18 protein-coding genes are annotated in these 20,708 nt (G+C 46.4%); 5 read left to right on the top strand and 13 right to left on the bottom strand.

Going from position 1 to position 20,708, the window contains the following annotated elements; translation table 11 throughout:
- The first annotated feature begins 334 nt into the window (after positions 1-334).
- Complete coding sequence (locus BIT28_RS27290; RefSeq protein ID WP_075768104.1) at positions 335-1,894, top strand: BCCT family transporter; 1,560 nt, start codon at positions 335-337, stop codon at positions 1,892-1,894.
- Between the two features lie 112 nt (positions 1,895-2,006).
- On the opposite strand, the gene rsgA is transcribed toward BIT28_RS27290, so the two are convergent.
- The 12 genes from rsgA to BIT28_RS27230 form a co-directional block, all read right to left on the bottom strand.
- Positions 2,007-3,047, bottom strand: coding sequence for a ribosome small subunit-dependent GTPase A (gene rsgA / locus BIT28_RS27285; protein ID WP_075768103.1), 1,041 nt, complete (start codon positions 3,045-3,047; stop codon positions 2,007-2,009).
- Between the two features lie 297 nt (positions 3,048-3,344).
- A complete protein-coding gene (gene dgcA, locus BIT28_RS27280) occupies positions 3,345-4,319 on the bottom strand; it encodes an N-acetyl-D-Glu racemase DgcA (RefSeq protein ID WP_075768102.1) in 975 nt (324 codons plus the stop codon).
- Between the two features lie 14 nt (positions 4,320-4,333).
- The gene (gene dgcN / locus BIT28_RS27275) at positions 4,334-5,338 is read right to left on the bottom strand and encodes an N-acetyltransferase DgcN (RefSeq protein ID WP_075768101.1); all 1,005 of its coding nucleotides are present in this window, start codon (positions 5,336-5,338) and stop codon (positions 4,334-4,336) included.
- A gap of 371 nt (positions 5,339-5,709) precedes the next feature.
- Entirely contained in the window at positions 5,710-6,591 is an 882-nt protein-coding gene (locus tag BIT28_RS27270) for a LysR family transcriptional regulator (protein ID WP_075768100.1), read from the bottom strand.
- Positions 6,592-6,872: 281 nt separating this feature from the next.
- Entirely contained in the window at positions 6,873-7,421 is a 549-nt protein-coding gene (locus tag BIT28_RS29755) for a hypothetical protein (RefSeq protein WP_075768099.1), read from the bottom strand.
- 163 nt (positions 7,422-7,584) lie between these two features.
- On the bottom strand, positions 7,585-8,304 hold the full coding sequence (locus BIT28_RS27260; protein WP_075768098.1) for a DUF3581 domain-containing protein: 720 nt from the start codon (positions 8,302-8,304) through the stop codon (positions 7,585-7,587).
- 236 nt (positions 8,305-8,540) lie between these two features.
- On the bottom strand, positions 8,541-8,987 hold the full coding sequence (locus BIT28_RS27255; RefSeq protein ID WP_075768097.1) for an NUDIX domain-containing protein: 447 nt from the start codon (positions 8,985-8,987) through the stop codon (positions 8,541-8,543).
- Between the two features lie 373 nt (positions 8,988-9,360).
- A complete protein-coding gene (locus tag BIT28_RS27250; RefSeq protein ID WP_075768096.1) occupies positions 9,361-11,130 on the bottom strand; it encodes a bifunctional molybdopterin-guanine dinucleotide biosynthesis adaptor protein MobB/molybdopterin molybdotransferase MoeA in 1,770 nt (589 codons plus the stop codon).
- Complete coding sequence (mobA, locus tag BIT28_RS27245) at positions 11,127-11,711, bottom strand: molybdenum cofactor guanylyltransferase MobA (protein ID WP_075768095.1); 585 nt, start codon at positions 11,709-11,711, stop codon at positions 11,127-11,129. The genes BIT28_RS27250 and mobA overlap by 4 nt, the downstream gene beginning before the upstream one ends.
- The gene (locus BIT28_RS27240; RefSeq protein ID WP_075768094.1) at positions 11,698-12,402 is read right to left on the bottom strand and encodes an ATP-binding cassette domain-containing protein; all 705 of its coding nucleotides are present in this window, start codon (positions 12,400-12,402) and stop codon (positions 11,698-11,700) included. Before BIT28_RS27240 ends, mobA begins: the two co-directional genes overlap by 14 nt.
- A gap of 15 nt (positions 12,403-12,417) precedes the next feature.
- Entirely contained in the window at positions 12,418-13,119 is a 702-nt protein-coding gene (locus tag BIT28_RS27235) for an ABC transporter permease (RefSeq protein WP_075768093.1), read from the bottom strand.
- Entirely contained in the window at positions 13,120-13,932 is an 813-nt protein-coding gene (locus tag BIT28_RS27230; RefSeq protein WP_075768092.1) for an ABC transporter substrate-binding protein, read from the bottom strand.
- 276 nt (positions 13,933-14,208) lie between these two features.
- Here BIT28_RS27230 and BIT28_RS27225 point away from each other — a divergent pair, with 276 nt between their 5' ends.
- The 3 genes from BIT28_RS27225 to BIT28_RS27215 all read left to right on the top strand — a co-directional run bounded on the left by BIT28_RS27225 (position 14,209) and on the right by BIT28_RS27215 (position 18,578).
- A complete protein-coding gene (locus BIT28_RS27225; RefSeq protein ID WP_075768091.1) occupies positions 14,209-15,717 on the top strand; it encodes a sigma-54-dependent transcriptional regulator in 1,509 nt (502 codons plus the stop codon).
- Positions 15,718-15,733: 16 nt separating this feature from the next.
- Positions 15,734-17,773 (top strand): sensor histidine kinase, encoded by a 2,040-nt coding sequence (locus BIT28_RS27220; RefSeq protein WP_075768090.1) that lies wholly within the window; start codon positions 15,734-15,736, stop codon positions 17,771-17,773.
- A 418-nt stretch (positions 17,774-18,191) separates the two neighbouring features.
- Positions 18,192-18,578 carry a hypothetical protein gene (locus BIT28_RS27215; protein ID WP_075768089.1) on the top strand — a complete coding sequence of 129 codons (387 nt, stop codon included), beginning with the start codon at positions 18,192-18,194 and terminating at the stop codon, positions 18,576-18,578.
- Here BIT28_RS27215 and BIT28_RS27210 read toward each other — a convergent pair.
- A complete protein-coding gene (locus tag BIT28_RS27210) occupies positions 18,562-19,764 on the bottom strand; it encodes a transglycosylase SLT domain-containing protein (RefSeq protein ID WP_075768088.1) in 1,203 nt (400 codons plus the stop codon). The two genes, BIT28_RS27215 and BIT28_RS27210, sit on opposite strands and share 17 nt — an antisense overlap.
- 333 nt (positions 19,765-20,097) lie before the next feature.
- On the opposite strand from BIT28_RS27210, the gene BIT28_RS27205 reads away from it, so the two are divergent.
- A complete protein-coding gene (locus BIT28_RS27205) occupies positions 20,098-20,619 on the top strand; it encodes a lecithin retinol acyltransferase family protein (RefSeq protein WP_075768087.1) in 522 nt (173 codons plus the stop codon).
- Positions 20,620-20,708 lie beyond the last annotated feature (89 nt).

The raw sequence follows: 20,708 nt of genomic DNA, 5'->3' as shown, positions 1-20,708 counted from the left end.
AAGTGAAATTTATGTCATTTTACCACCTAGCCATGACTGGAAAGCGCTCTGCTGTCTATTTAATGTAAGTGTAACTGGTTGAAAAGGGGAATGGCAGCAAACTGCCATACTATACCGAGCTGTGTATCGAGTGATATAAAACAATTTGAACTCTAATGAATAGCCATGCACTGAAACAAGCTAGAGTGATGTGTATAAAGCCATCGTTATGGACTGAAAGGTGTCTGTTGGCTGCCATGTTTGAATTTTCTTTCATAAAAAAAGGCATTTTTTTCTGGTTATATAGCCCACAAGCTGATAATGTGCCGCCCCTCACAGTAACCGTGAGTATATTATGCATAGCACGACACATAAAGTTGGTGATAAACTGGTTCCAGCTCTAACGATTGGGTTCATCAGTTTGTTCCTGCTTTCTTCTCTCATCGACCTGTCACTCGTTACCCGTGTGATTCAGTCAATGTTCTCTTCAGTGACTTCACATTTTGGGTACGCTTGGCAATGGTTGATGGTTATCAATTTTGCAGTGGCTGTGCTTATCGCTGTTACCCGTTACGGAAAAATTCGTATGGGTAAGCAAGCGAAACCGACCATTGGTACTTTCCGCTGGTTGGCAATGATCATGTGCACTTTACTTGCCGGCGGTGGTGTTTTTTGGTCTGCTGCGGAACCAATCTATCACTTTATAACACCCCCTCCGAGCTTTGATGGGCTCGTGGGCTCTTCTGTAGAAGCCGTAACCCCCGCTTTGAGTCAGAGTTTTCTTCATTGGGGCTTTTTAGCCTGGGCAGTTCTGGGTACGCTTGCAACAATTGTTCTTATGTACGCTCACCACCAAGGTGGAGTGAAACTACGCCCGCGGGCATTGCTTTATCCGCTGATGGGTGATCGGTTAGAGAATCACTGGTTGGGTTCTGTGATTGACGCCTGTTCTATTATTGCTGTTGCGGCTGGCACTATTGGCCCAATCGGCTTTCTGGCTTCGCAGTTGGGCTATAGCCTTGAATCTGTGATGGGGATAGAGAACACTGTAACTAGCCAGTTGGGCATATTGGCCGTTGTGGTTGCCGTGTATTCTGTTTCTGCTTTTACCGGCATGGACAAAGGTTTGCAATGGTTAAGTCGCCTGAATGTTGTTGGTGCATTTGCCTTGCTGCTTGTGATGTTGGTATTTGGTCCGACTCAGTTTATCTTTGAGCACTTTGGTTCGGCATTTGCGATGTATGTGGAGCAACTGCCAGCGATGAGCCTGAACACTGATGCCCCTGCGTGGAATTCATGGTGGACATGGTTCTTCTGGGGATGGTTTATTGGCTTCGCGCCAATGATGGCAATCTTTATTGCGCGTATTTCTGAAGGCCGCAGCATTCGTGAGTTGATTTTGACCGTCGCCATTGGTGCGCCAATCGTGACAAACTTTTGGTTTACTGTATTAGGTGGAACCGGAATTTTCTTCGAGCTTCAGTCTCCGGGAAGTATCTCGGGACCTCTGAATGACGCTGGACTTCCAGCTGTTTTGCTAGCTTCTTTGTCTCAATTACCATTCAGTAGTTTGCTGGTACCTGCATTTTTGGTGTTGACTACTACCTTTGTTGTTACGACGGGTGATTCGATGGCTTATTCAATCTCTATGGTTGTCTCGGGCGATAATGAACCAAGTAAATTTCAGCGTCTATTCTGGGCGATAGTAATGGGTTGCGTGGCCGCGGTATTGTTAGTTGCTGGTGATGGTGGATTGAATGCACTGCAGTCCTTTATCGTGATCACTGCTGTTCCTGTTTCACTGTTGATTGCCGTGACCTTAATTACGGGGCCAATTGCCGTCATGAGAATGCAGTTACATGAAAAGGAAAAAGCTCAAATTTGGCAGCCAGAATGTGCAAGTTCAACGATTTAGGTTGAGCTAACATCCGTATCAAGAAAAGCACTCCTTCGGGAGTGCTTTTTTATGTGGTTCATATAGATAGTTGTTTCTGCGCTGTCTGGACATTCATTAACGCAGTTTGGGGTTAGCTCTCTTTTAGCCTTCGTTTTTCGGTTAGGACAGAACGACAAAGTTTATTAAATTTGCGATCTTTGGCCCGTCTTTCCGCAAGTGTCGCTCCGTTGCGGGCTTGCTCGCGGTTTAGCTTATGAAAGTTCCTTAAGCGACGCTCCTCAAGCGATCCAGATTCAATAGCGGCTCGTACCGCACATCCTGGTTCCTGATCATGCTGACAGTCTGAAAATCGGCATTCTCTAGCCAGTAAGCCTATATCGGCAAATGTGACCTCGAGCCCTTGTCCACAGTCTGCCAACTGCAGTTCCCGCATTCCTGGCGTATCAAGAAGCAAGCCGCCAGATGGCATGACGTGCAATGACCGCGATGTTGTCGTGTGGCGACCTTTGCTGTCATCTTCACGAATAGCACCAGTTTGTTGTATTTCAATACCCTGCAAGGTATTAATGAGTGTCGATTTACCGGCCCCGGAAGAACCCATAAAGGCGACGGTTTTTCCTGCGCGGCACCAAGACTCAAGTACAGCTGTACTGCTACTATCTAGGCCATTTACGGCTTCGACGAACAGCATTGGATCGATATTCTGAACCTGTCGGACAAATTCCAGAGGTTCTTCGCAGCAGTCGGCTTTTGTGAGCGCGATAACAGGCTCGACGCCGGCTTCATTAACCAGTGCCAAATAGCGCTCGATTCGGTTCAAGTTAAAGTCGTTATTTAATGAGCAGACGATAAAAACGGTGTCGATATTGGCTGCAATTAACTGCGACTGTACTTTACTGCCCGCCGCTTTCCTGCTGAATTCGGAACTGCGATCCAAAGCTCGCACAAACTGGCTATCATCAGATAGCAATACCCAGTCACCCACGGTCATAGCTGGCATGCTGGGAGCAATCTTCAAGTGTTGCTCGCCTTGCTCAGTCATGACTGTTAGTTGACTGCGATGTTGTGCCATGACTCTGGCTATATGGGAGGTTTCCCATTCATCGAGCGAAAGTTGTTGTTGAAAAAAAGGTTTCCAGCCTAGTTCAGGCAAAGAAATAGGTTTGATCATGATAGATAGACCCCTGATGCATTACGCACCATTCTGAAAGACGATTTTCAGGGGCATTGTGGCCCCGGTTTAAGACCGGGCAGGAGGGAGAGGGATTAAATTATGAGTCTCGCTGCGCCCGGTGAGTTTTTATAACAATCATCAAAGTTCCTCCATTGGTTAATTGACTCTTGGAATTTATCAGACTTACCCGCCTGGTTCTACCGTTTGTTCTGCTGCTTATAAAAAAGTGGAAGTACTGAAGAGAGATTGTCATTAATTCAATACTTCCACGAACTGGAATGTGCAAACTGTGTATCAGAGGTTGAGATGCAACATTCCAGCTTGGTAGAGCAGGCCGTTGGCTCTGTCTTGTTTCAGAAGAACAGGGCCATCGAGGTCAACAATGTTTGCATGTGTGGCAATGGGTAATGCGGCCTCCATCGCCATTGAAGTGCCAACCATACAACCCACCATGATCTTAAAACCCAGCGCTCGTGCTTTGGCCTCAAGCACTAGTGCTTCTGTCAGCCCCCCGGTTTTGTCGAGCTTGATGTTAATCATCTCGTAGCAGCCAACTAGACCATCGAGGTCTTCACTGGTATGACAGCTTTCATCGGCGCATAAGTCGATAGGATGCTTGATTCCCAGTAGTTTGTTGTCCATACCTTTTGGCACAGGCTGTTCGATCATGGTGATGTTAAACGGGGTCAGCTGTTCGAATAGAGTACTCAAGTCAACATCTTGACCGAAACCTCCCCAGGCTTCGTTGGCATCGAGAATAATATCGACATCAGGTGCATTTTCTCGAACTGATTTAACGCGCTCTATAATTCGTTCATGATCGAGTTTCACTTTTAGTAATTTAGCGCCGTGTACTTTGCATAGCTCTTTCGCCTGCTTTCCCATTGCCTCCGGTGTATCAAGAGAGATTGTCATCGCCGTAATGATTTCGGGCTTGATGGTAAAAACGTGATACGGGAAGGCAGCTTGGTGCTCAAGACGCCACAGGGCACAGTCGACAGCATTTCTGGCCGCTCCTGCCGTTAAGTACTCGGGCAGGTTAGCTCTGGTTAGCTGAATATCTGAGAGTTTATGATTGAGTAACTCGATCTGTTCTATTACTGACTCAATGCTCTCTCCGTATCGCGGGTAGGGCGTACATTCAGCCGTAGCCGAAAGCCCATTATGCTCGATGCATACTGTGACGACATCCTGGTGTGTTCTTGTGCCACGAGATATCGTAAAAGGGCGAGCAAGGGGAAATTGCTCGTGCTGGGTATGAATGTTCATTACGATCCCTTGCTTTAAATCGAGTGGAGTTTGTCAACGATAGTCGAAACACCAAAGCGAACAGGATCACTAACAGGCAGCTTATACTGAAGCTCCCATTGTCGACACAGTGCAAGGGCATCACTTTCATCTATGGCTGAGGTATTAAGGCAAATCCCGACGAATTTAGCGTTTGGGTTTGTCAGCTTGGCGGCTGTGCAGTTAGCTTCAAGGGTTGATTCGATTGAAGGAACGCTCATATGGGGCAAATGGCGAATGTGGGCACGACCGACCTCATGACAGAGCACAAGCGCATCGGGCTGCGAGCCATGCAGTAACCCGAGGCTGACACCTGCAAACGATGGGTTGAGTAGAGAACCCTGGCCTTCAATGATATCCCAGTCATGATCGGTAAAATCAGGACTGATCGCTTCGGCTGCACCTGAAATGAAATCAGCGACCACAGCATCAACGGCAATGCCTGTGCCGGATATTAAAATTCCGGTCTGACCGGTTGAACGGAATTGTGCTTTTAGTCCTTGTCGGTTCATCTCTTTTTCAAGGGCAAGAGAGGTGTACATTTTACCCACCGAGCAGTCGGTGCCTACGGTAAGCAGGCGCTTTCCCTGGCGCGGTTTACCAGTACCAACAATTAGCGGCTGATCGTAATGGCGAACATCATACAACTGGCATCCATGAATATTGGCTGCATTGGAGAGGGCTGGAAAGCCACTGAGTCGTTGATGCATGCCCGAAGCAATGTTGAAGCCAAGCTCAATGGCTTCTTGCAATGCTGCCAGCCACGACTGGGGAATGAAACCGCCAGCATTGGCCGTCCCTATAACCAAAGTTTGAGCTCCACGTTCTCTGGCTTCAGCCAGAGAAAGGTCGGTGATACCTAGCGACACCGTTTCTTGCGTAAGTCTTAATTGTCCCGTACACATCTTAGGACGCCACTGTAGTATTCCTTTGGCTGTTTTGGCTGAAAGGGGATCGGTGACATCACCGAGAAAGAGTAAGTAAGGCTGTGGGATTTGCATGATTCTTCCTTGTATGGTGCAAACAATGACACTTACTGTAAGGAGTGAACTGCCGGAAGCCGAATACTTATTTGTCTGCAGGGTATAAATCCAAGTTATACCTCATCAGCAAAGCGTGATTGCAGAACAATAGCGGGTAACCTGCTGATTGGCATAAGCAACCACGAGTAGCTGCTATTTTTTCTTCGAATCTGATTTTCTTGGTGGTCTTGGCTGGAGTAGTTTCCAGATCAGAAGCGCATAAGCAATCATTGAAACGATAGGAAAAAAGTAGTCAGCCATTTTTGCGTCCTCAACATATTCTTTAGAATTGGTGTAAGCAAGATATCTTATCAATTCATAGTATAGAGGGGATGTGGCTGACCGAAGGGCTAGCAACTAAGCATAGAGATGAATTTTTCACCCGTCACAGAGATAGGGCTATGATCTGCATAGAGTAGAGAAACAGAAAACCTCAATGCGGGCTCAAGGCGTTTTTGTTGTAATTGGTTGGCAAAGACAGATGCAGTCCATGGATCAACGACGGCTAATCCGGCACCATATTCGACTAATTGAGCGGCCGCACTATAAGATCTGACTGTGATTTGATGGTGGTAATCAGGTTCGTAATGCTGAATAGATTGGTTTAACAAGCCCCCAAGCGGATCACGGGGATCAAGTCCGATGATTTTATGTGACGTTGTCACCAATCGAGACCAGTCTACTCTGGAATTATCGTCTTCAACTAAAGGAATATTCTGGTTTCGCTGAGGGTAGAGTAGCACCATTTCTTCGGTGAAAAGCTCTTGGCCAGAAATAGCTGGTGGTACCTCGTTTCCAAAGCAGATAACCAGATCTAGTTGGTTTTGGATAAGGCCGGTACATAATGCCGCTCTGTTGTCGGTACTTAGTTCGACTGAGGTATCACTGCCTTTACATAGCTCTGCAACAACTGGTGCTAACAGAGATGTTGCTAAAATTGGCGGAGCACCAACCCTCAAGTGTTGGCTGCCTTTTCTGATCTTATTAGTTAGGGAGTGGAAGCTGCCAAGTTGCTGGTATATCTTTTCCGCCTCAGGAAGTAGTTTCCGCGCTTCATCGGTAGGAATTAAACGGCCTTTTATTCGTTGAAACAGTGAGAAACCTAGCTGTTGTTCGGTATGTGAGAGTATCCGGGTAACATTAGGTTGAGAAACATGAAGCAGCCTTGCCGCGCCCGAAACTGTTCCTGATTTCATTACGGCGTAAAACACTTCGATTTGCCTGAGGTTCAAAATGGATCCCTGTCAACTTACTGAATATAATGCTTTGAAGCCAAGTAAACTCGCCCTTTGGGAGTGAGCCAGCGAACCCATTTCTGTGTCAAATAACGTTGAAAGGGAATACCATTTCTACCGTCATTTTCCTTGAACTGAGCTCGCTGGACTCACTCTGAATCCTGCATCTTGAGGTAGCTTGGGTATATCATATTAGCTTGGTATTACTATAAAGCTATCACGGGCTTTATCAATAATACCAAGCTTAAAATACAGGAATTGCTGTTATAAGTTGTTTTCTAGTTCAATGGCTTTGGCGAAATGGGCACCATGATATGTCGGTATGGCGTATCTTTCCACATGATGTATGGGCCACCGTTACTTGGATCGTCTGTTAATCCTTTTAGCATTTCTTCAGGTACGATGATCATCAAGTGCGCGCCCATTTCAACGTAGTCGTCAGCTTTCTTGGGATCGGAATGATAGGGGTCAGAGTTACTGACTCCTGCGCCTAAATCACCCTGCAGCATGTATGAAATACCAATTCGATCAGCCTTAAAGTCTTTCTTGTTCACCATGGCATCCAGCATTTCCATCCATACCGGATCGTTACACATTGGCATTCCATCATCGGGAAAAGTGTTTGGCAGACAGACCCAGCCATTGGTGCCTTTAATCACTTCTTTACCGTCTACGATTACCGTAGCCTTACCACTGATTTCGGCCGGAGCCGCTGATTTCGCTCTTGCAACGAGTGCCTGCAGATCATCTTCGGCAATACTGTTCATGCTCCCAGCAAAGCCAGCTACAGCAACAAACAGGAATTTAGGTATTAGTCGCTTAACCATGTTGGTTTCTCCACTACTTCTATGGTTGATACAAGTCGTATCAATGCAATATCAGTAAAAGACACCATAGAGTATAGGAGGGCAGGTGAGTCATTAAAGTGACAAGCAAAAATAAAATGCCAGCAATAAGGCCGGCATTTTTAGATTCTTTGGTGCTGTATGATTAAGCAGCTAATAAAGCAGTGAAATCATCTTTTCGCTGGTTGAAGCGGTTAACCAAGTCATCGATATCATTTTGGCAGTATGGCTTAAGGCCGCTCATGACCATACGCTTACGGCCAGTACCGACAACTTCGCCGTTTTCTTTGAAGCAGAACTTCAATGTAACGCTGCCGCGTTTACCGTCGACATCGATATCGGAACCTGTCAGTTCAACTGTTGGTGATGAAATATCAAGGCGTTCGAAATCAAGTTCCATGCTTTCATAGATAACCAACGGGCGAGTTGGGTTAATCATGATTTGCTTGGATTCCATTAGCGGCACCATGATGTGCGGGAAATTCATACCAGAGAATTGGACATAGCTCTTGGTGACTTGTTCAATCAAGTCCTGGTTAAGCGTGGTATCACCTTCACGGATGATGTGAAGGTACTCTTTACCGCTGCCATCAATCATAGAAAGGTCATCGTTCGATTTCTGATCAACGCTGATGGCGATACCATCATTGATCATACCCGCGAACTCGAAACGCATTTTCTGGCTCAAGCCTACTTTGGAGAGAACAACAGAGAAAAGTAGGTCACCCGGAACACAAAAACGCTTGTTATCTTCATCATGGATAGGATTGAAGTCACCAGCTACTTTTTTTGCAAAATGACTGGCTTGTTCACGTGTGAAAGAAAATTCACCGTTCTGTTCAGAGTAATACGATTCTAAAAACATGCCTAACTTATGAATACCTTAGTTAATCAAACTGTCGTGTATTCTACATGAGAACTTCACAATAGATGGTCTAGCCAGTGAACGAGCAGTAAAGCTTGACTATTCGACAGAAAGCCAATAGAGCTAAATCGTTGAATGTTAATACACTTTGCCTCCTATTTGCTGATTATTCAGGCAGGGTGGTGGCTGCACAAAGGCTGTTATGAATGCTGTTCATATGTTTTGAGTGTATGCTTCTAGAGCTTGTGGCCTTGGTAGATGGTGGAGAATTCCCTGTTTTTGAACATTTCTACCAACTCAGCCGGAAAGAATAAAATGTTATCTAGCCTCTCAAGTGGGACCCATTCATAACCAATCTGAGCAGGGTCGAGTTTACTGGCTGTATTAATAAAGTTGGGGGTTTTCCCCTCAACGAAGATTTCTATCTGGTGAAAATGTTCTGGCAGATAAGGGGTCGGTGAGCGATCAGAGATTAGATCTCGGATGCACAGCACATCCCCCATGGTAGCCTTCAGACCTATTTCTTCCATCAGTTCACGATGAAAAGTATCTTCCAGCGTTTCACCATGTTCGACACCACCACCAGGGGTGATATACCAGAATCCGCGTTCATCTTGATGCTTGCAGAGTAGAATGTGATCCTGATTATAGAATACTGCACGGACTGATATTCGAGGTCCCATAATGTGTCCTTTTAGGGTGTTTGATCATTGCTCTCATAAATGATTGATAAAAAAATGATATTTTTGATGCAACGGGCAGCATAATTATGTAATACCCCCACCGCTTAATAAAAGGCAAAGCAAAAGAATAATTTGCATTTGTCAAATAAAATAGAATTTTCAGGCTAGGTTACTTTATCTGAGCGTAAAAAAATATATACACAAAGTGTATTCAAAACCATCTTCTAGACGTGTAGAAGCTCAGGAAAATAAAGTAGCACGGAAGCTGCAAACAAAAAAGCACTCAGTAAACGGTGAATTCGCCGTTTTCTGAGTGCTAATAAATTGCAGCTATAACTATAAACTTAAAGTTTCAACGTAGAAGTTTACCGGGTTAAATACGCCCCTCCAGAGGGATAACCCGAACCACTTCACCCACTTCAACACTTGGCTGTTCCGGTACTATTTCAATCAAACAGTTTGCTTCGCTCATCGAGCGAAGGATGCCTGAACCTTGCTTTCCAGTCGTTTTAACTGACAATCTTCCATTGGCATCAAGGCTATAAATTCCTCGGCTATACTCTGTGCGGCCAGGTCTTGAGCGAAGTTTTTCTGTGGCGATAGCATTGAATACCTGTGGTTGCCAGTTATCCATACCTTGTAGCTTGCGAATTGCAGGCTCGACAAACTGCAGGAAGGTCACCATAACGGCTACTGGGTTACCAGGTAGACCGAAAAATGGTGTCTGCTGAATCTGACCAAATGCCAGTGGGCGACCCGGGCGCATGTTGATCCGCCAGAAGTTTATCTGGCCAAGCTTATCCAGAACGGTTTTGATGTAGTCAGCATCACCGACAGAAACCCCACCTGAAGACAGGATAAGATCAGCTTGCTGACTGGCTTTGAGCAGAGTAGATTCCAGTGCTTCTTCACTGTCTTCAATAATGCCAAGGTCGATCACTTCACAACCTGCTTTGGTCAGCATAGAGAGTAGGGTATAGCGATTTGAGTCATAGATGCAGTTGGCCTTTTGCTCCTCGCCTGGATGTTGTACTTCGTCACCGGTCGAGAAAATGGCAACTTTGACGGCTGAGTTAATGCTGACAGTATCGATTCCCAGAGAAGCAATCATACCCAGTTCAGGAGCAGTAATTTGAGTGCCTGCTGCTACAGCCGTCTGACCGATGGCAAGATCCTCACCAGCCTGGCGAACATTCTGGCCCTGTTTAATTACGGTTTTGACTGTGTCAAAAGTGACGATGTCACCTTTCTGTTGAGCCAGTTCTCGCATAATGACTGTGTCGGCGTTGGCCGGTACCGGTGCTCCCGTCATGATACGAACAGCTTGTCCCGGTTCTAGTGGTTGGTTATAACTATGGCCTGCCAGCACGTGGGCAACAACCGTGTAGTTGTCGCGTTCAAGATCATCGCCGCGAATGGCATAGCCATCCATTGCCGAGTTAGTATGTTGAGGCACATTGACTGGCGACAGAATGTTGTTTGAGACAATTTGTCCCAGAGCCTGTGATAGTGGAACCGTGATTTCACGCTTGGATGGGACGATTTGTTCCAAGATACGTGAGCGACCCTCATCGACCGAGATCATTCCGGACGGGTCAATATCAAAGCAGCTGAAGGTTTCGTTTTTCGCCTGGTTGGCAAAGTTAACGACAAAGTCAGTCAATAGGTCGAGGTTATTAATATCGAGTTGCGGCAGCTCTGTTGATGGCTTGGTATCAGATGCAACTGCAATAATGTTGCTGTCTTGTGGATGCAACCAAGGTTTGCCAATCTCTTCACGGTGCAGTTCAATTTTTGGGAAATCGAGATTCTTAAAGCCTTCGACCAGAATAAGGTCAAGCTGAGTCTGATCAAGCTGGGATATCAGGTGAGGCAGTGTAGCTTCTTCTTCTGGTGTTTCTGTTACTAGCGCACGACGGTAGCGAGACGAGATCAGCATTTGGCTGGCTCCTGCTTTTCGCAGGCGGTAGCTGTCTTTGCCTTCCTGGTCAATATCGAAGTTGTGGTGAGCGTGTTTGATCACGGCAACACGAATGCCTCGCTCGACAAGTTTAGGCAACATGGCTTCTAGCAGTGTCGTTTTACCGGTACCGCTCCAGGCGGCAAAGCCCAGCAGGGGCAGGGATGCATTAATCTGACTCATAGTTCCTGTCCAAATTGTTTTAATTCTTGTGGTGTATTCAGGTTAACGAAAGCATTTGGTTGATCGCTAAAATCAACGGTGATCATATTGCATTGTTTATACAGCAGGATGATTTTGCGATCGCCGTTCTCAAGAAACTGTTCCAGTTTTGGCAGTATACGTCGGTGTAATAACGTCACGACGGGTTGAATATGCTCGCCGTCATGTGCTACAGCAATGTCGGTGTCACTTTGGCATGCTGCACTCATGCGAGAAACGAGATCTGCCGGTAATCGAGGGCAGTCACAAGGGACGAAACCAATCCATTCGTCGCTAAGGTGGTACAGAGCTGCGTGCATACCTCCCAGCGGGCCAGGGTAATCTTGGATATGGTCGCCAAACACGGTTCCGTAAGTGTTGTAACGCGCTTGGTTGCGATTGGCGTTAATGGTTATTGCGGAGGTTTGTGGTTGGAGTGTGTCGATGACATGTTCGATCATTGCGCGGCCGGCAAGTTCTACCAGCCCCTTGTCATTTCCCCCCATACGGCTGGCTTGTCCACCAGCCAGGATCACCCAGCTTGTATTTTCAGGCGTAGGCATACTCATTGCTATCCTCATCGACGAGCTGCAAGTCTGCTCGTTCTATTAATTTTGTATTGGAGATGGTCCACTGGCGACGACATAAAGCCGTCAGGGCATTTTTCTGGTGGCTGGTGATCACAAGGCTGGTACCTCGATCAAGCAAGTCTTCGGCAAGAACAACCTGACGTTCAGTCGACTCTTGATCCAGGCTGGCACTTGATTCATCCATAAGCAACACGCCCGGTTTCAACACCCAGGCCCGCGCCATTGCCACGCGTTGGCGTTCACCGCCCGATAGTACCGAAATATGTTCATCGGCCAAGGTTTCTAACCCTACCATACGAAGGGCATTAATAGCTTCTGTTCGTCGCATCTGGCGGTTATTTATCGTAAATTTCAGGCCATAACATACGTTGTCAAACACAGTACCATCAAACATGTAAGGTGTTTGGTGCATATAAATAACGCCACCCTGACTTTTCCCTTTGAGCAGTCTTGTCAGCAGTGAGGCCTGTTGTAAATTCACCTTGCCCGTGGTTGGTTTCTGCAGGCCCGACAGTACCTTTAACAAGGTGGTTTTTCCGACGCCGTTATCGCCGGTCAGGTAAATGGCTTCCTGCGGGCCGATGCTTAGCTGAGGGATATGAAATAGCAGGCGCTCCTTGAAGCGAATCGAGAGGTCATGAGCCTGAATTGAGATTTGAGACATCATCTGCTCCTCAGCTTAATTGGTACGCAAATGGGCTTTGCCCCGCGCAACAGATAGAAAAAAGTTTAGTACGAGTGCCAGCAACAGCAGCACCATTCCTAATGCAACACCTTGAGCAAAGGCACCTTTCGAGCTTTCCAGTGCAATTGCCGTGGGAATATTTCGGGTTGAATTCAAAATATTGCCACCGACCATCATAGAACAGCCAACCTCGGTAATAATGCGGCTAAAGGCTGCTATAACCGCTGCCAGTAATGGAAATCGGCTCTCCCACATTAGGCTAATAAGCGCTCTTGGGATGCTGGCACCTAAGGTCAGCGACGTTTCCCAGGCACGGCGGTCACTGTTTTGAAAGGCTGCGTGCATCATTGAGACAAGGATCGGAAAGCAAATCAGGATTTGACCCAATATCATTGCCTGCTGGGTAAACAACATCTTCCAGTCACCCAAGGGGCCGGATCGAGACAAGAGCATATACAGCAGCAGTCCGATAACAACAGTCGGTATCGACTGAAAGGTGTTAAATATGGACAGTATCAGCCAGCGCCCGGGGAACTTGCCGTAGGCAAGGGCGAAGCCAATAAGTAATGCTGGCAAAAGCACAATGCTTATAGCCAGCAGAGAAACAGAGAAAGAGACACCAACAATGCCCCAGAGGGCGGTATCGCCGCTCAGCAATAGCTGAACGGCTTGTTGGGTGGTTTGCCAAATATCCATTTATTGTGTGATAGCATCCGCGACAAACAGCTGTTCGCCATGTCGCTTATAGTTGTTGATCATTTTTTGTGCTTTCTGGTTTACCAACCAGTCACTGAATGACTTCGCACCCTGGTAGTTAATATCAGGGTAGCGGCTCGGGTTAACCAGGATAACCTGATACGGGTTGAACAGTCGCTTGTCACCTTCAACCACAATCTTAAGGTCAAGTTTGTTTTGGTACGCTAGCCAGGTTCCACGGTCTGTCATGGTATAGGCCTGTAGTTCAGATGCCATGTTCAATGTAGGACCCATGCCTTGACCGACAGCCTTGTAGCCGCCGAAGTTAGGCTCCATTTTTGTTTGTGCCCACAGGTTCAGTTCCTTTTTATGGGTACCAGAGTCATCGCCACGAGAAACAAAGGTTGCGTTGTAAGAAGCAATTTTACTCAATGCATCAGCAACGTTTTTGTCGCCAGCTATTTTTGCCGGGTCGGCCTGAGGCCCGACAACCACAAAGTCGTTGTGCATCAGTTTACGAGGTAGTACACCGTAGCCTTTCTCAACGAAATTCGCCTCGGCTTTCGGGGCGTGGGTCATAACAAGATCAACATCGCCATTTTGTCCCATACGCAGTGACTTACCCGTACCGGCAGCCAGAACTTCAACGCTGTAGCCGGTATCTTTTTTGAATTCAGGGAGCAGGTAGTCAAGCAGGCCAGAGTGATAGGTACTGGTCGTCGTGGCCAGGCGAATGGTCATATCTTCTGTGGCTTGGGCTGCACTTGCAGAGGCAAGGGAAAGAATAACAAGAGTTGTTTTTATAAATTTCATAGGTCTTCCTGACTTAATGTCAATTAAGTGAATACGCAAATAGCTGTTGCCAGTAAGGCAGACAATTCTTTCGTGACTGCCGAGGCTAAAGCAAATCAGGTGCCAATTTTTCTAACATGTTGAGATTAACGCGAACCCATGCTGCAAGTGAATGATTTTAAACAAGTATTGTGATCAAAAGTGCACTTATATTCATTACCGTCATAAACTGTTTTGACATTGGTTAACGAGGTGGGACAAAATGTCGCATCCTTCTTTATTGGTAAATAACAACTTATGTCTGAATCCGCTGCTTCTTCTTGGTCTGCTGTGTCGGTGCTTGTCGTAGATGACGAGCCGGGAATGCGAGCGATCCTCAAAAAAGCCCTGAGCAAGAAATTCGCCCAGGTTGATACCGCTGGCAGTATCGAGGAAGCGGAAGAGCTTCGCAAGCGATGTCACTTTGATCTGTTAATTGTGGACATTAATCTGCCGGGACGCTCAGGAATTGAGTGGCATGAAGCCTTCGACCCCTCGACACGCCGCAGTGATGTAATCTTCATGACAGGCTACGCTGATTTGGATACCGCTATTCAGGCATTACGTGCCGGTGCGTCTGATTTCATTCTCAAGCCATTTAATCTCGATCAAATGATGCAGTCGGTCAATCGCTGTATCGAGAGGCGGATGGTCGAAAGACAGAATTTCGCCTTGCAGCGCGATATAAATAGAACTTATCCGGTTGATATTATCGGTGATGCGCAGCGTACTCTGATGATGAAAAAAATGATTGCCCAGGTCGCTCCTTCGCAGGCAGCGGTACTGGTAGAGGGGGAGTCGGGTACGGGGAAAGAGCTTGTTGCAAGGGCGTTGCACCAGCTGAGCAAGCGAAGCGGGCCTTTTGTTCCTTTGAACTGTGGTGCTATTGCACCTGACTTGCTTGAAAGTGAATTGTTTGGCCATGTGTCTGGAGCTTTTACCGGTGCCAAGAAAGGACGCGAAGGACTGTTTCGCGTTGCAAACAACGGTACCTTGTTCCTTGATGAAATAGGCGAAATGCCGCTTTCAATGCAATCATCGCTATTGCGAGCGCTGGAGCAAAAAGCTATTCGTCCTGTCGGTGCCGAGCGGGAAGTTCAGGTTGATGTCCGGATTGTGGCCGCTACCAACCGTAACTTGAAACAGGAAGTCGAGGAAGGACGTTTTCGACGCGATCTGTACTATCGCTTGAATGTGTTAACCATCGAATTGCCGGCTCTAAGGGATCGCGTCGAAGATATACCGGCTTTGTCTCATCATTTTACTCAGCAACTGGCGAAGGATCTAGGTGTAAAGCCGGTTAGCTGGACTCATGAAGATATCCAGTCAATGCAGGCTTATGACTGGCCGGGTAATATTCGCGAGTTGCGTAATATGATGGAGCGCTGTCTGCTGCTGGGTAAACCACCGGCAGAATACTGGCGGGAACTTGCTGGCGATGTTGTTATCACTCCAGTGACCACGGTAGGAGAGCAGCCTGTTGCATCCGGTACACATGTTGGAATTACCAACGCGGAAGAAACCTTCTCCTCCCTTGATACTGAAGCTGTGCCAGCAGGCAATCAGCCATCGTGCTCTTGTGCAGAGATAGATGGAGATTCATTCTGTTACCCGACGGACTGGACGCTAAAAGAAGTTGAGAAAGCGCATATCATGCAGGTCGTAGACTCCCATGAGGGCAATAAGTCTGCTGCTGCCAGACAGCTTGGTGTTGCGCGGAAAACGCTTGAGCGAAAATACAAAGATTGGGCAGACGAAAGCGCATAAATAGGTAGAAACAGTAATGAAACAATTTTTGGCGATGTGGGTGCGCCGTTTTCGGACCATGGTGCGCTATCGGTTGCTGATGCTGACATCAGTGCCGATCATCATTACCCTGCTGGTACTTATTGCGCTGACCATGTACTGGACCGTGATGTATACCTGGCAGAGCGCGCTGAAAAATGCACGTGCAGATTTGGCGGTTGCCCATCACAGCATGGAGTTGCTGCAAAAAGAACAGCGCATGCGTTTAACGGCGCTATCCGAGTCTTACGATTTTCAGTATCTGCTGAGAAATGATGAGGCCAAACTCAGTGAATGGGTTCGACAACAGGCGGGTCGTTATGATCTTGATTTTGTCGTCGTTCACCCAGCTTCGGCACTGGGGGAGTTTTCCAAGGCAAACCGTCGCTTGTTGATGAATGGTGAAGAGCAGACTTTTTTTCAGCAACTTGATGAGATGGCTCTGGAGAACTTACACCCGAACCTGCCGGCCCGGGCTCAAATCCCATTGCTTAGCGAAGGTGAAATTGAATCAAAGGGGCTGGTAAGTCGGAGCCTGATCCCCGTTTTCAACGAACAAAACAATCTGCAGTGGATTGTCGATGGCGGTATGCTGCTTAATAACAGCACCTCGCTGGTCGATCGAATCCGTGATCTGGTTTATGCCTCAGATACGTTGCCCGAAGGCAGTATCGGAACCGTTACGCTGTTCATGGACGATATCCGAGTAAGTACCAACGTACCACTAGACAGCGAGCAACTTAACGGGCGTGCAATAGGGACACGGGTATCGGACGAGGTGAGACAGGCGGTACTGAGCAGTGGTCAGACATGGGTTGATCGGGCTTTTGTTTATGATGACTGGTATGTATCGGCCTATGAGCCGCTTCGCGATCATGATGGCCGTAGAATTGGCATGCTCTACACTGGCTATTTAGAATGGCCGCTTGTTCGCATTTACCTGACAAACATTATTGAACTTGGGGTGGGCATTGTACTTGTTTTGCTGATATCCGGTCTTGTAGTTTATCGCGGAGCGCGAGATTTATTTCGCCCGATAGAGAAAATTCACCAAGTTGTGAAAGCGGTACAGTTGGGGTTAGACCGTCGGATAGGCTCACTGGATTTAACTCCCGATCATGAACTGGAAATATTGGGTAAGCAGTTTGACAGTATGCTTGATCAGCTTCACCAGCGTAATGAAGTGATAAAGCAGGCCTCAATCGAGCTGGAAGACAAAGTCAGGGCACGTACCAAGAGCCTGCATGAGAAAACCGAAGAGCTAGAGCAGCACATTAAGTTGTTAAATCAGGCCCGTAGCAAGCTGGTAACCAGTGAAAAACTGGCGGCGCTGGGCGAGCTGACTGCTGGCATCGCGCACGAAATCAATAACCCTACAGCAGTAATTCTCGGTAATGTGGAGTTGCTTCAATTTGAACTAGGAGACGATACCGAGCGGGTGAAGGAAGAGCTGAGAGCCATTCATGAGCAGATTGACCGGATACGAAATATCACCCGAAGCCTGCTGCAATATAGCCGTCAAGGCGGGGTGCAGGACGAGGTTACCTGGCAGCACCTTAATCCTATTGTCGAAGAGAGCCTGACATTGGTTCGTTCGGGAACGAAAAAGCATGCAATCCAGATAGAAACTAGCCTGGAGGCAAAGTGTTGTGTCGAGGTTAATCGCCATCAACTGCTGCAGGTACTGGTTAACCTGCAGATGAACGGTGTCCATGCGATGGACGATCAAGGTTTGCTCAAAGTCGGAACTGAAGACTGGCTTGACGAGCAAGGGAAGGCAGTAGGTGCTGTTGTTCATATTACTGATCATGGTTGTGGAATCAGTAAAGAGAATATGGAGCGGATCTTCAACCCGTTCTTTACGACACGCCGTAGCGGCACAGGTCTGGGGCTTTCTGTCAGTCAGGGTATCATCAGTGAGATTGGCGGTGATATCTGCGTGCAGTCTTCGCCGGGGAAAGGCTCGACCTTTTCCGTCTATTTACCTGACAAAGCGGCTGATAATAGCAGCTTGCAATTAGCCAAGATAGAAGAGTAGATCTCACTGTTCTCACGCTAAATTTGCAACAAAAATAAAAAGGCATGTAATAAACATGCCTTTTTATTTGCGGCGAGTTCGAAGTGTAAGATATTTCATCTCAACAAGCCTCAATGTATTTATTTACATCATGAAAAGCCCGAAAACCATAAATGCGACTGCAGTAAGTACTGTGCGACTAATAATACCCATTTGGGTTGGAATAATCATTTCTGTATGCTGCATATAATGTCCTCTAATGATAGAAAATACTCCGATATGTTTGTCTTAAAAATAAGTATAGAACATATTTAATATACTTGGGCGTAAAAATCAAGATCAACGTTAATTGACGGATAGGACCAAAATATACGACTGAATCTTAGCTGAGATACTATTTAGACCTATAATTGATTAAAAGTGTTAAGTGGTGGCTGTTATGAAATTAACTTTTTTGTTGTTCGGTGTGTTTCTTCAAGGTGTGGCTATATATATCGCCTTTTATAGTGAGTTAACGGGAAATATATACTTGGCAACTATTGTATCAGTATTGTCTATATGCTGTTTAACCGCTATACGAAGCTTAATCGCGCCTGTTTGTATATTGGCCGGTATCCTCGTTGGTTTATCTTTGTCTCATAACGAGTTGGATTTACAGACACTAACTTTCCTAGAAAAACAGGTGCAGCCTGTGGTGCAGGCAAAGTATGAAGCTATTCAAGAAGTGTGGAATGCCTCTGTTCGCCTCGAATATACGCCAGCAGAGGATAGCGCTCATCTTGCAGACGTATCGAGTGCAGAGGTATCGGTTAAGGCTGCGGAATAAGCAGCTGCTGACCTGCAATTATCATTGACGCTGACATATCGTTGGCATTCATTATCCGAGCAACCGTGGTGTTATTTAGCAAGGCAAGTTCACTGAGGGAGTCACCAGGCTGAATGTGGTAAATGGTGAATTCTTCACGTGAACGATTAAAGCTTTGTCTGTTGCTATAAAACTGATTTTTATTGCTGCTTGGGATTAATAATTTGTTTTGTCTTCCAGGGGAGGTATAGCCGCTGGTGTAGCCTGGGTTTAATTGGTACAAGGTTTGGCTTGTCAGCCCTGCCTGGCCTGCAATAAGATCAAGCTTCACTCTATTGCTAACTGTGATTTCGGCAAGTACTTCCGTTGGTTCGATACGTGCAAGCTTTAAGTCATGGTGTGATCTGTTTTTGACGAGATCAGCCATCGCGAGAAGCTTGGGGACGTACAGGCGGGTTTCTTTCGGCAGCTTCAAATGCCAGAAGTCAGTTGGTTTGCCTTTGGCAGTATTATTCTTGATAGCTCTTCTGACTCGTCCTTCACCGGTATTGTATGCGGCCATTGCATGAAGCCAGTTGCCATCGAATTTATCATAGAGGTAGTCAAGAAGATCCAAGGCCGCAACAGTAGAGGTAATCACATCTCGTCGCCCGTCATACCCTTTAAGATATTCCAGGCCAAAGGTTTTGCCTGTCGGGACTGTGATTTGCCACAAGCCTGCCGCGCCGCGGTGCGAGTGCGCAAATTGGTCAAATGAGCTTTCGATAAAGGGGAGCAGCACAAGTTCGTACGGCATACCGCGCTGTTCGACCTGCTGGTAGATGTAAAACAAGAAGGGTTTAGCACGTTTGGTTACTGTGTCGATATGGTGCGGATTGGATAAGTACCAATTTTTATAGTATTCAACCCGCTGATCATCAGGCACAGGAATCTCAAAAGAACCACCCAGAATATCCCACAGATCAGGGTTTATTTGCGCTAGGGTTTCAACGATATGTTCTTCACTCACCGAGGCAGACCAGCTGGCGTTGGCCAAGATGTCATTAACCTGTTTGTTGTCTATTTCACAGTGGTTCTTGAACAAGTCAGGAAACAGGTGATTTGTGTTTTCCGGATTAGGTAATGCAGCAGTCGATTGCTCAACTTGCGAAATTCCCTGACAACCAGAAATAAAGATTACAACAAATATAATAATATAATACTTCATAGTAATATCTTTATTTATTACAGACCAAAAACATTTATGTGTTATTGTAATTTCTTGATGTGAAAGAATTACAACACCTTATATTTATAGCAGCAAAAAAGTGATATCACCTAGGTAACTGGCTATTTAATAAAGATATCTTAAAAATGAGACACTTCAGTCCTTGACCTAAGACATGAGACGGTCAGTATTTGTATTACACTTAGCGTTAATAAGACGTACTTTCATTCAAGTGCGTAGTTGAACTTTAAGAATTTGCAAGAACAATAACACATTGAAAATATCATCAAGCTTATAAAGTTGAAATGTAAAGGGCGGATAGGAGTAATTTTGATGTCAGAACTCTATTACCCTAAGGGGACAGTATTAAAAATCAGATGCAGTACTTATTGGCATTATGGTATTTCAGACGGCAATGGATATGTAGTTCATAATTCGAAAAAAAGACGTCGGGTTCAGTTGGATTCCTTGGATGAGTTTTCAGAGGGAAGGGACATTGTGGTGAGCTCAATTACTAGTGCAAAGCCAGAACAAGCCTACCATTACGCTGTTCAACAAGAAGGTCGGACGTATAACTTATTTAGTGAAAACTGTGAGCAGTTCGTTCGTGAAGCCCATGGGTTGCCTGCCGAATGTACGCAATTCCAGCAGTGTCTGGTTGCCTTGGCTGGCAGCTATATCATATTAAACGCCGAGGCTCCGGTGCTAAAAGTAGCCGGAATGGGGCTGTTGCTCGGCGCATTGTTTTCACCGACAGAACATCGCCCTTACGGCCAGGCGGTCAGGGGGGCAAGGCTTGCGGTTGGCAGTGCGATGTGGGCATCCCAGTTGCTCCGCAAACTGAAGATTATGTGAATGATATAGATTATTCACTATTGGATCTTCACCACAGAAATGAAAATCGCACACAGGTATGTTAAAAAGAAGTAACCGAGTAAATACAC

It is taken from the genome of Photobacterium proteolyticum (genome assembly GCF_001939735.1).
GTDB classification, from domain to species: Bacteria; Pseudomonadota; Gammaproteobacteria; order Enterobacterales; family Vibrionaceae; genus Photobacterium; species Photobacterium proteolyticum.
This window is presented reverse-complemented; position numbering and strand designations above follow the sequence as displayed.

Bases quoted from the DNA above. Each gene is read 5' to 3' on its own strand.
- BIT28_RS27210 (WP_075768088.1), bottom strand. From the start codon at position 19,764: ATGAAGTATTATATTATTATATTTGTTGTAATCTTTATTTCTGGTTGT.
- BIT28_RS27230 (WP_075768092.1), bottom strand. From the start codon at position 13,932: ATGAAATTTATAAAAACAACTCTTGTTATTCTTTCCCTTGCCTCTGCA.
- BIT28_RS27260 (WP_075768098.1), bottom strand. From the start codon at position 8,304: ATGTTTTTAGAATCGTATTACTCTGAACAGAACGGTGAATTTTCTTTC.
- BIT28_RS27205 (WP_075768087.1), top strand. From the start codon at position 20,098: ATGTCAGAACTCTATTACCCTAAGGGGACAGTATTAAAAATCAGATGC.
- BIT28_RS29755 (WP_075768099.1), bottom strand. From the start codon at position 7,421: ATGGTTAAGCGACTAATACCTAAATTCCTGTTTGTTGCTGTAGCTGGC.
- BIT28_RS27235 (WP_075768093.1), bottom strand. From the start codon at position 13,119: ATGGATATTTGGCAAACCACCCAACAAGCCGTTCAGCTATTGCTGAGC.
- mobA (WP_075768095.1), bottom strand. From the start codon at position 11,711: ATGCCTACGCCTGAAAATACAAGCTGGGTGATCCTGGCTGGTGGACAA.
- dgcA (WP_075768102.1), bottom strand. From the start codon at position 4,319: ATGAACATTCATACCCAGCACGAGCAATTTCCCCTTGCTCGCCCTTTT.
- BIT28_RS27220 (WP_075768090.1), top strand. From the start codon at position 15,734: ATGAAACAATTTTTGGCGATGTGGGTGCGCCGTTTTCGGACCATGGTG.
- rsgA (WP_075768103.1), bottom strand. From the start codon at position 3,047: ATGATCAAACCTATTTCTTTGCCTGAACTAGGCTGGAAACCTTTTTTT.
- BIT28_RS27240 (WP_075768094.1), bottom strand. From the start codon at position 12,402: ATGTCTCAAATCTCAATTCAGGCTCATGACCTCTCGATTCGCTTCAAG.
- BIT28_RS27250 (WP_075768096.1), bottom strand. From the start codon at position 11,130: ATGAGTCAGATTAATGCATCCCTGCCCCTGCTGGGCTTTGCCGCCTGG.
- BIT28_RS27225 (WP_075768091.1), top strand. From the start codon at position 14,209: ATGTCTGAATCCGCTGCTTCTTCTTGGTCTGCTGTGTCGGTGCTTGTC.
- BIT28_RS27215 (WP_075768089.1), top strand. From the start codon at position 18,192: ATGAAATTAACTTTTTTGTTGTTCGGTGTGTTTCTTCAAGGTGTGGCT.
- BIT28_RS27255 (WP_075768097.1), bottom strand. From the start codon at position 8,987: ATGGGACCTCGAATATCAGTCCGTGCAGTATTCTATAATCAGGATCAC.
- BIT28_RS27290 (WP_075768104.1), top strand. From the start codon at position 335: ATGCATAGCACGACACATAAAGTTGGTGATAAACTGGTTCCAGCTCTA.
- dgcN (WP_075768101.1), bottom strand. From the start codon at position 5,338: ATGCAAATCCCACAGCCTTACTTACTCTTTCTCGGTGATGTCACCGAT.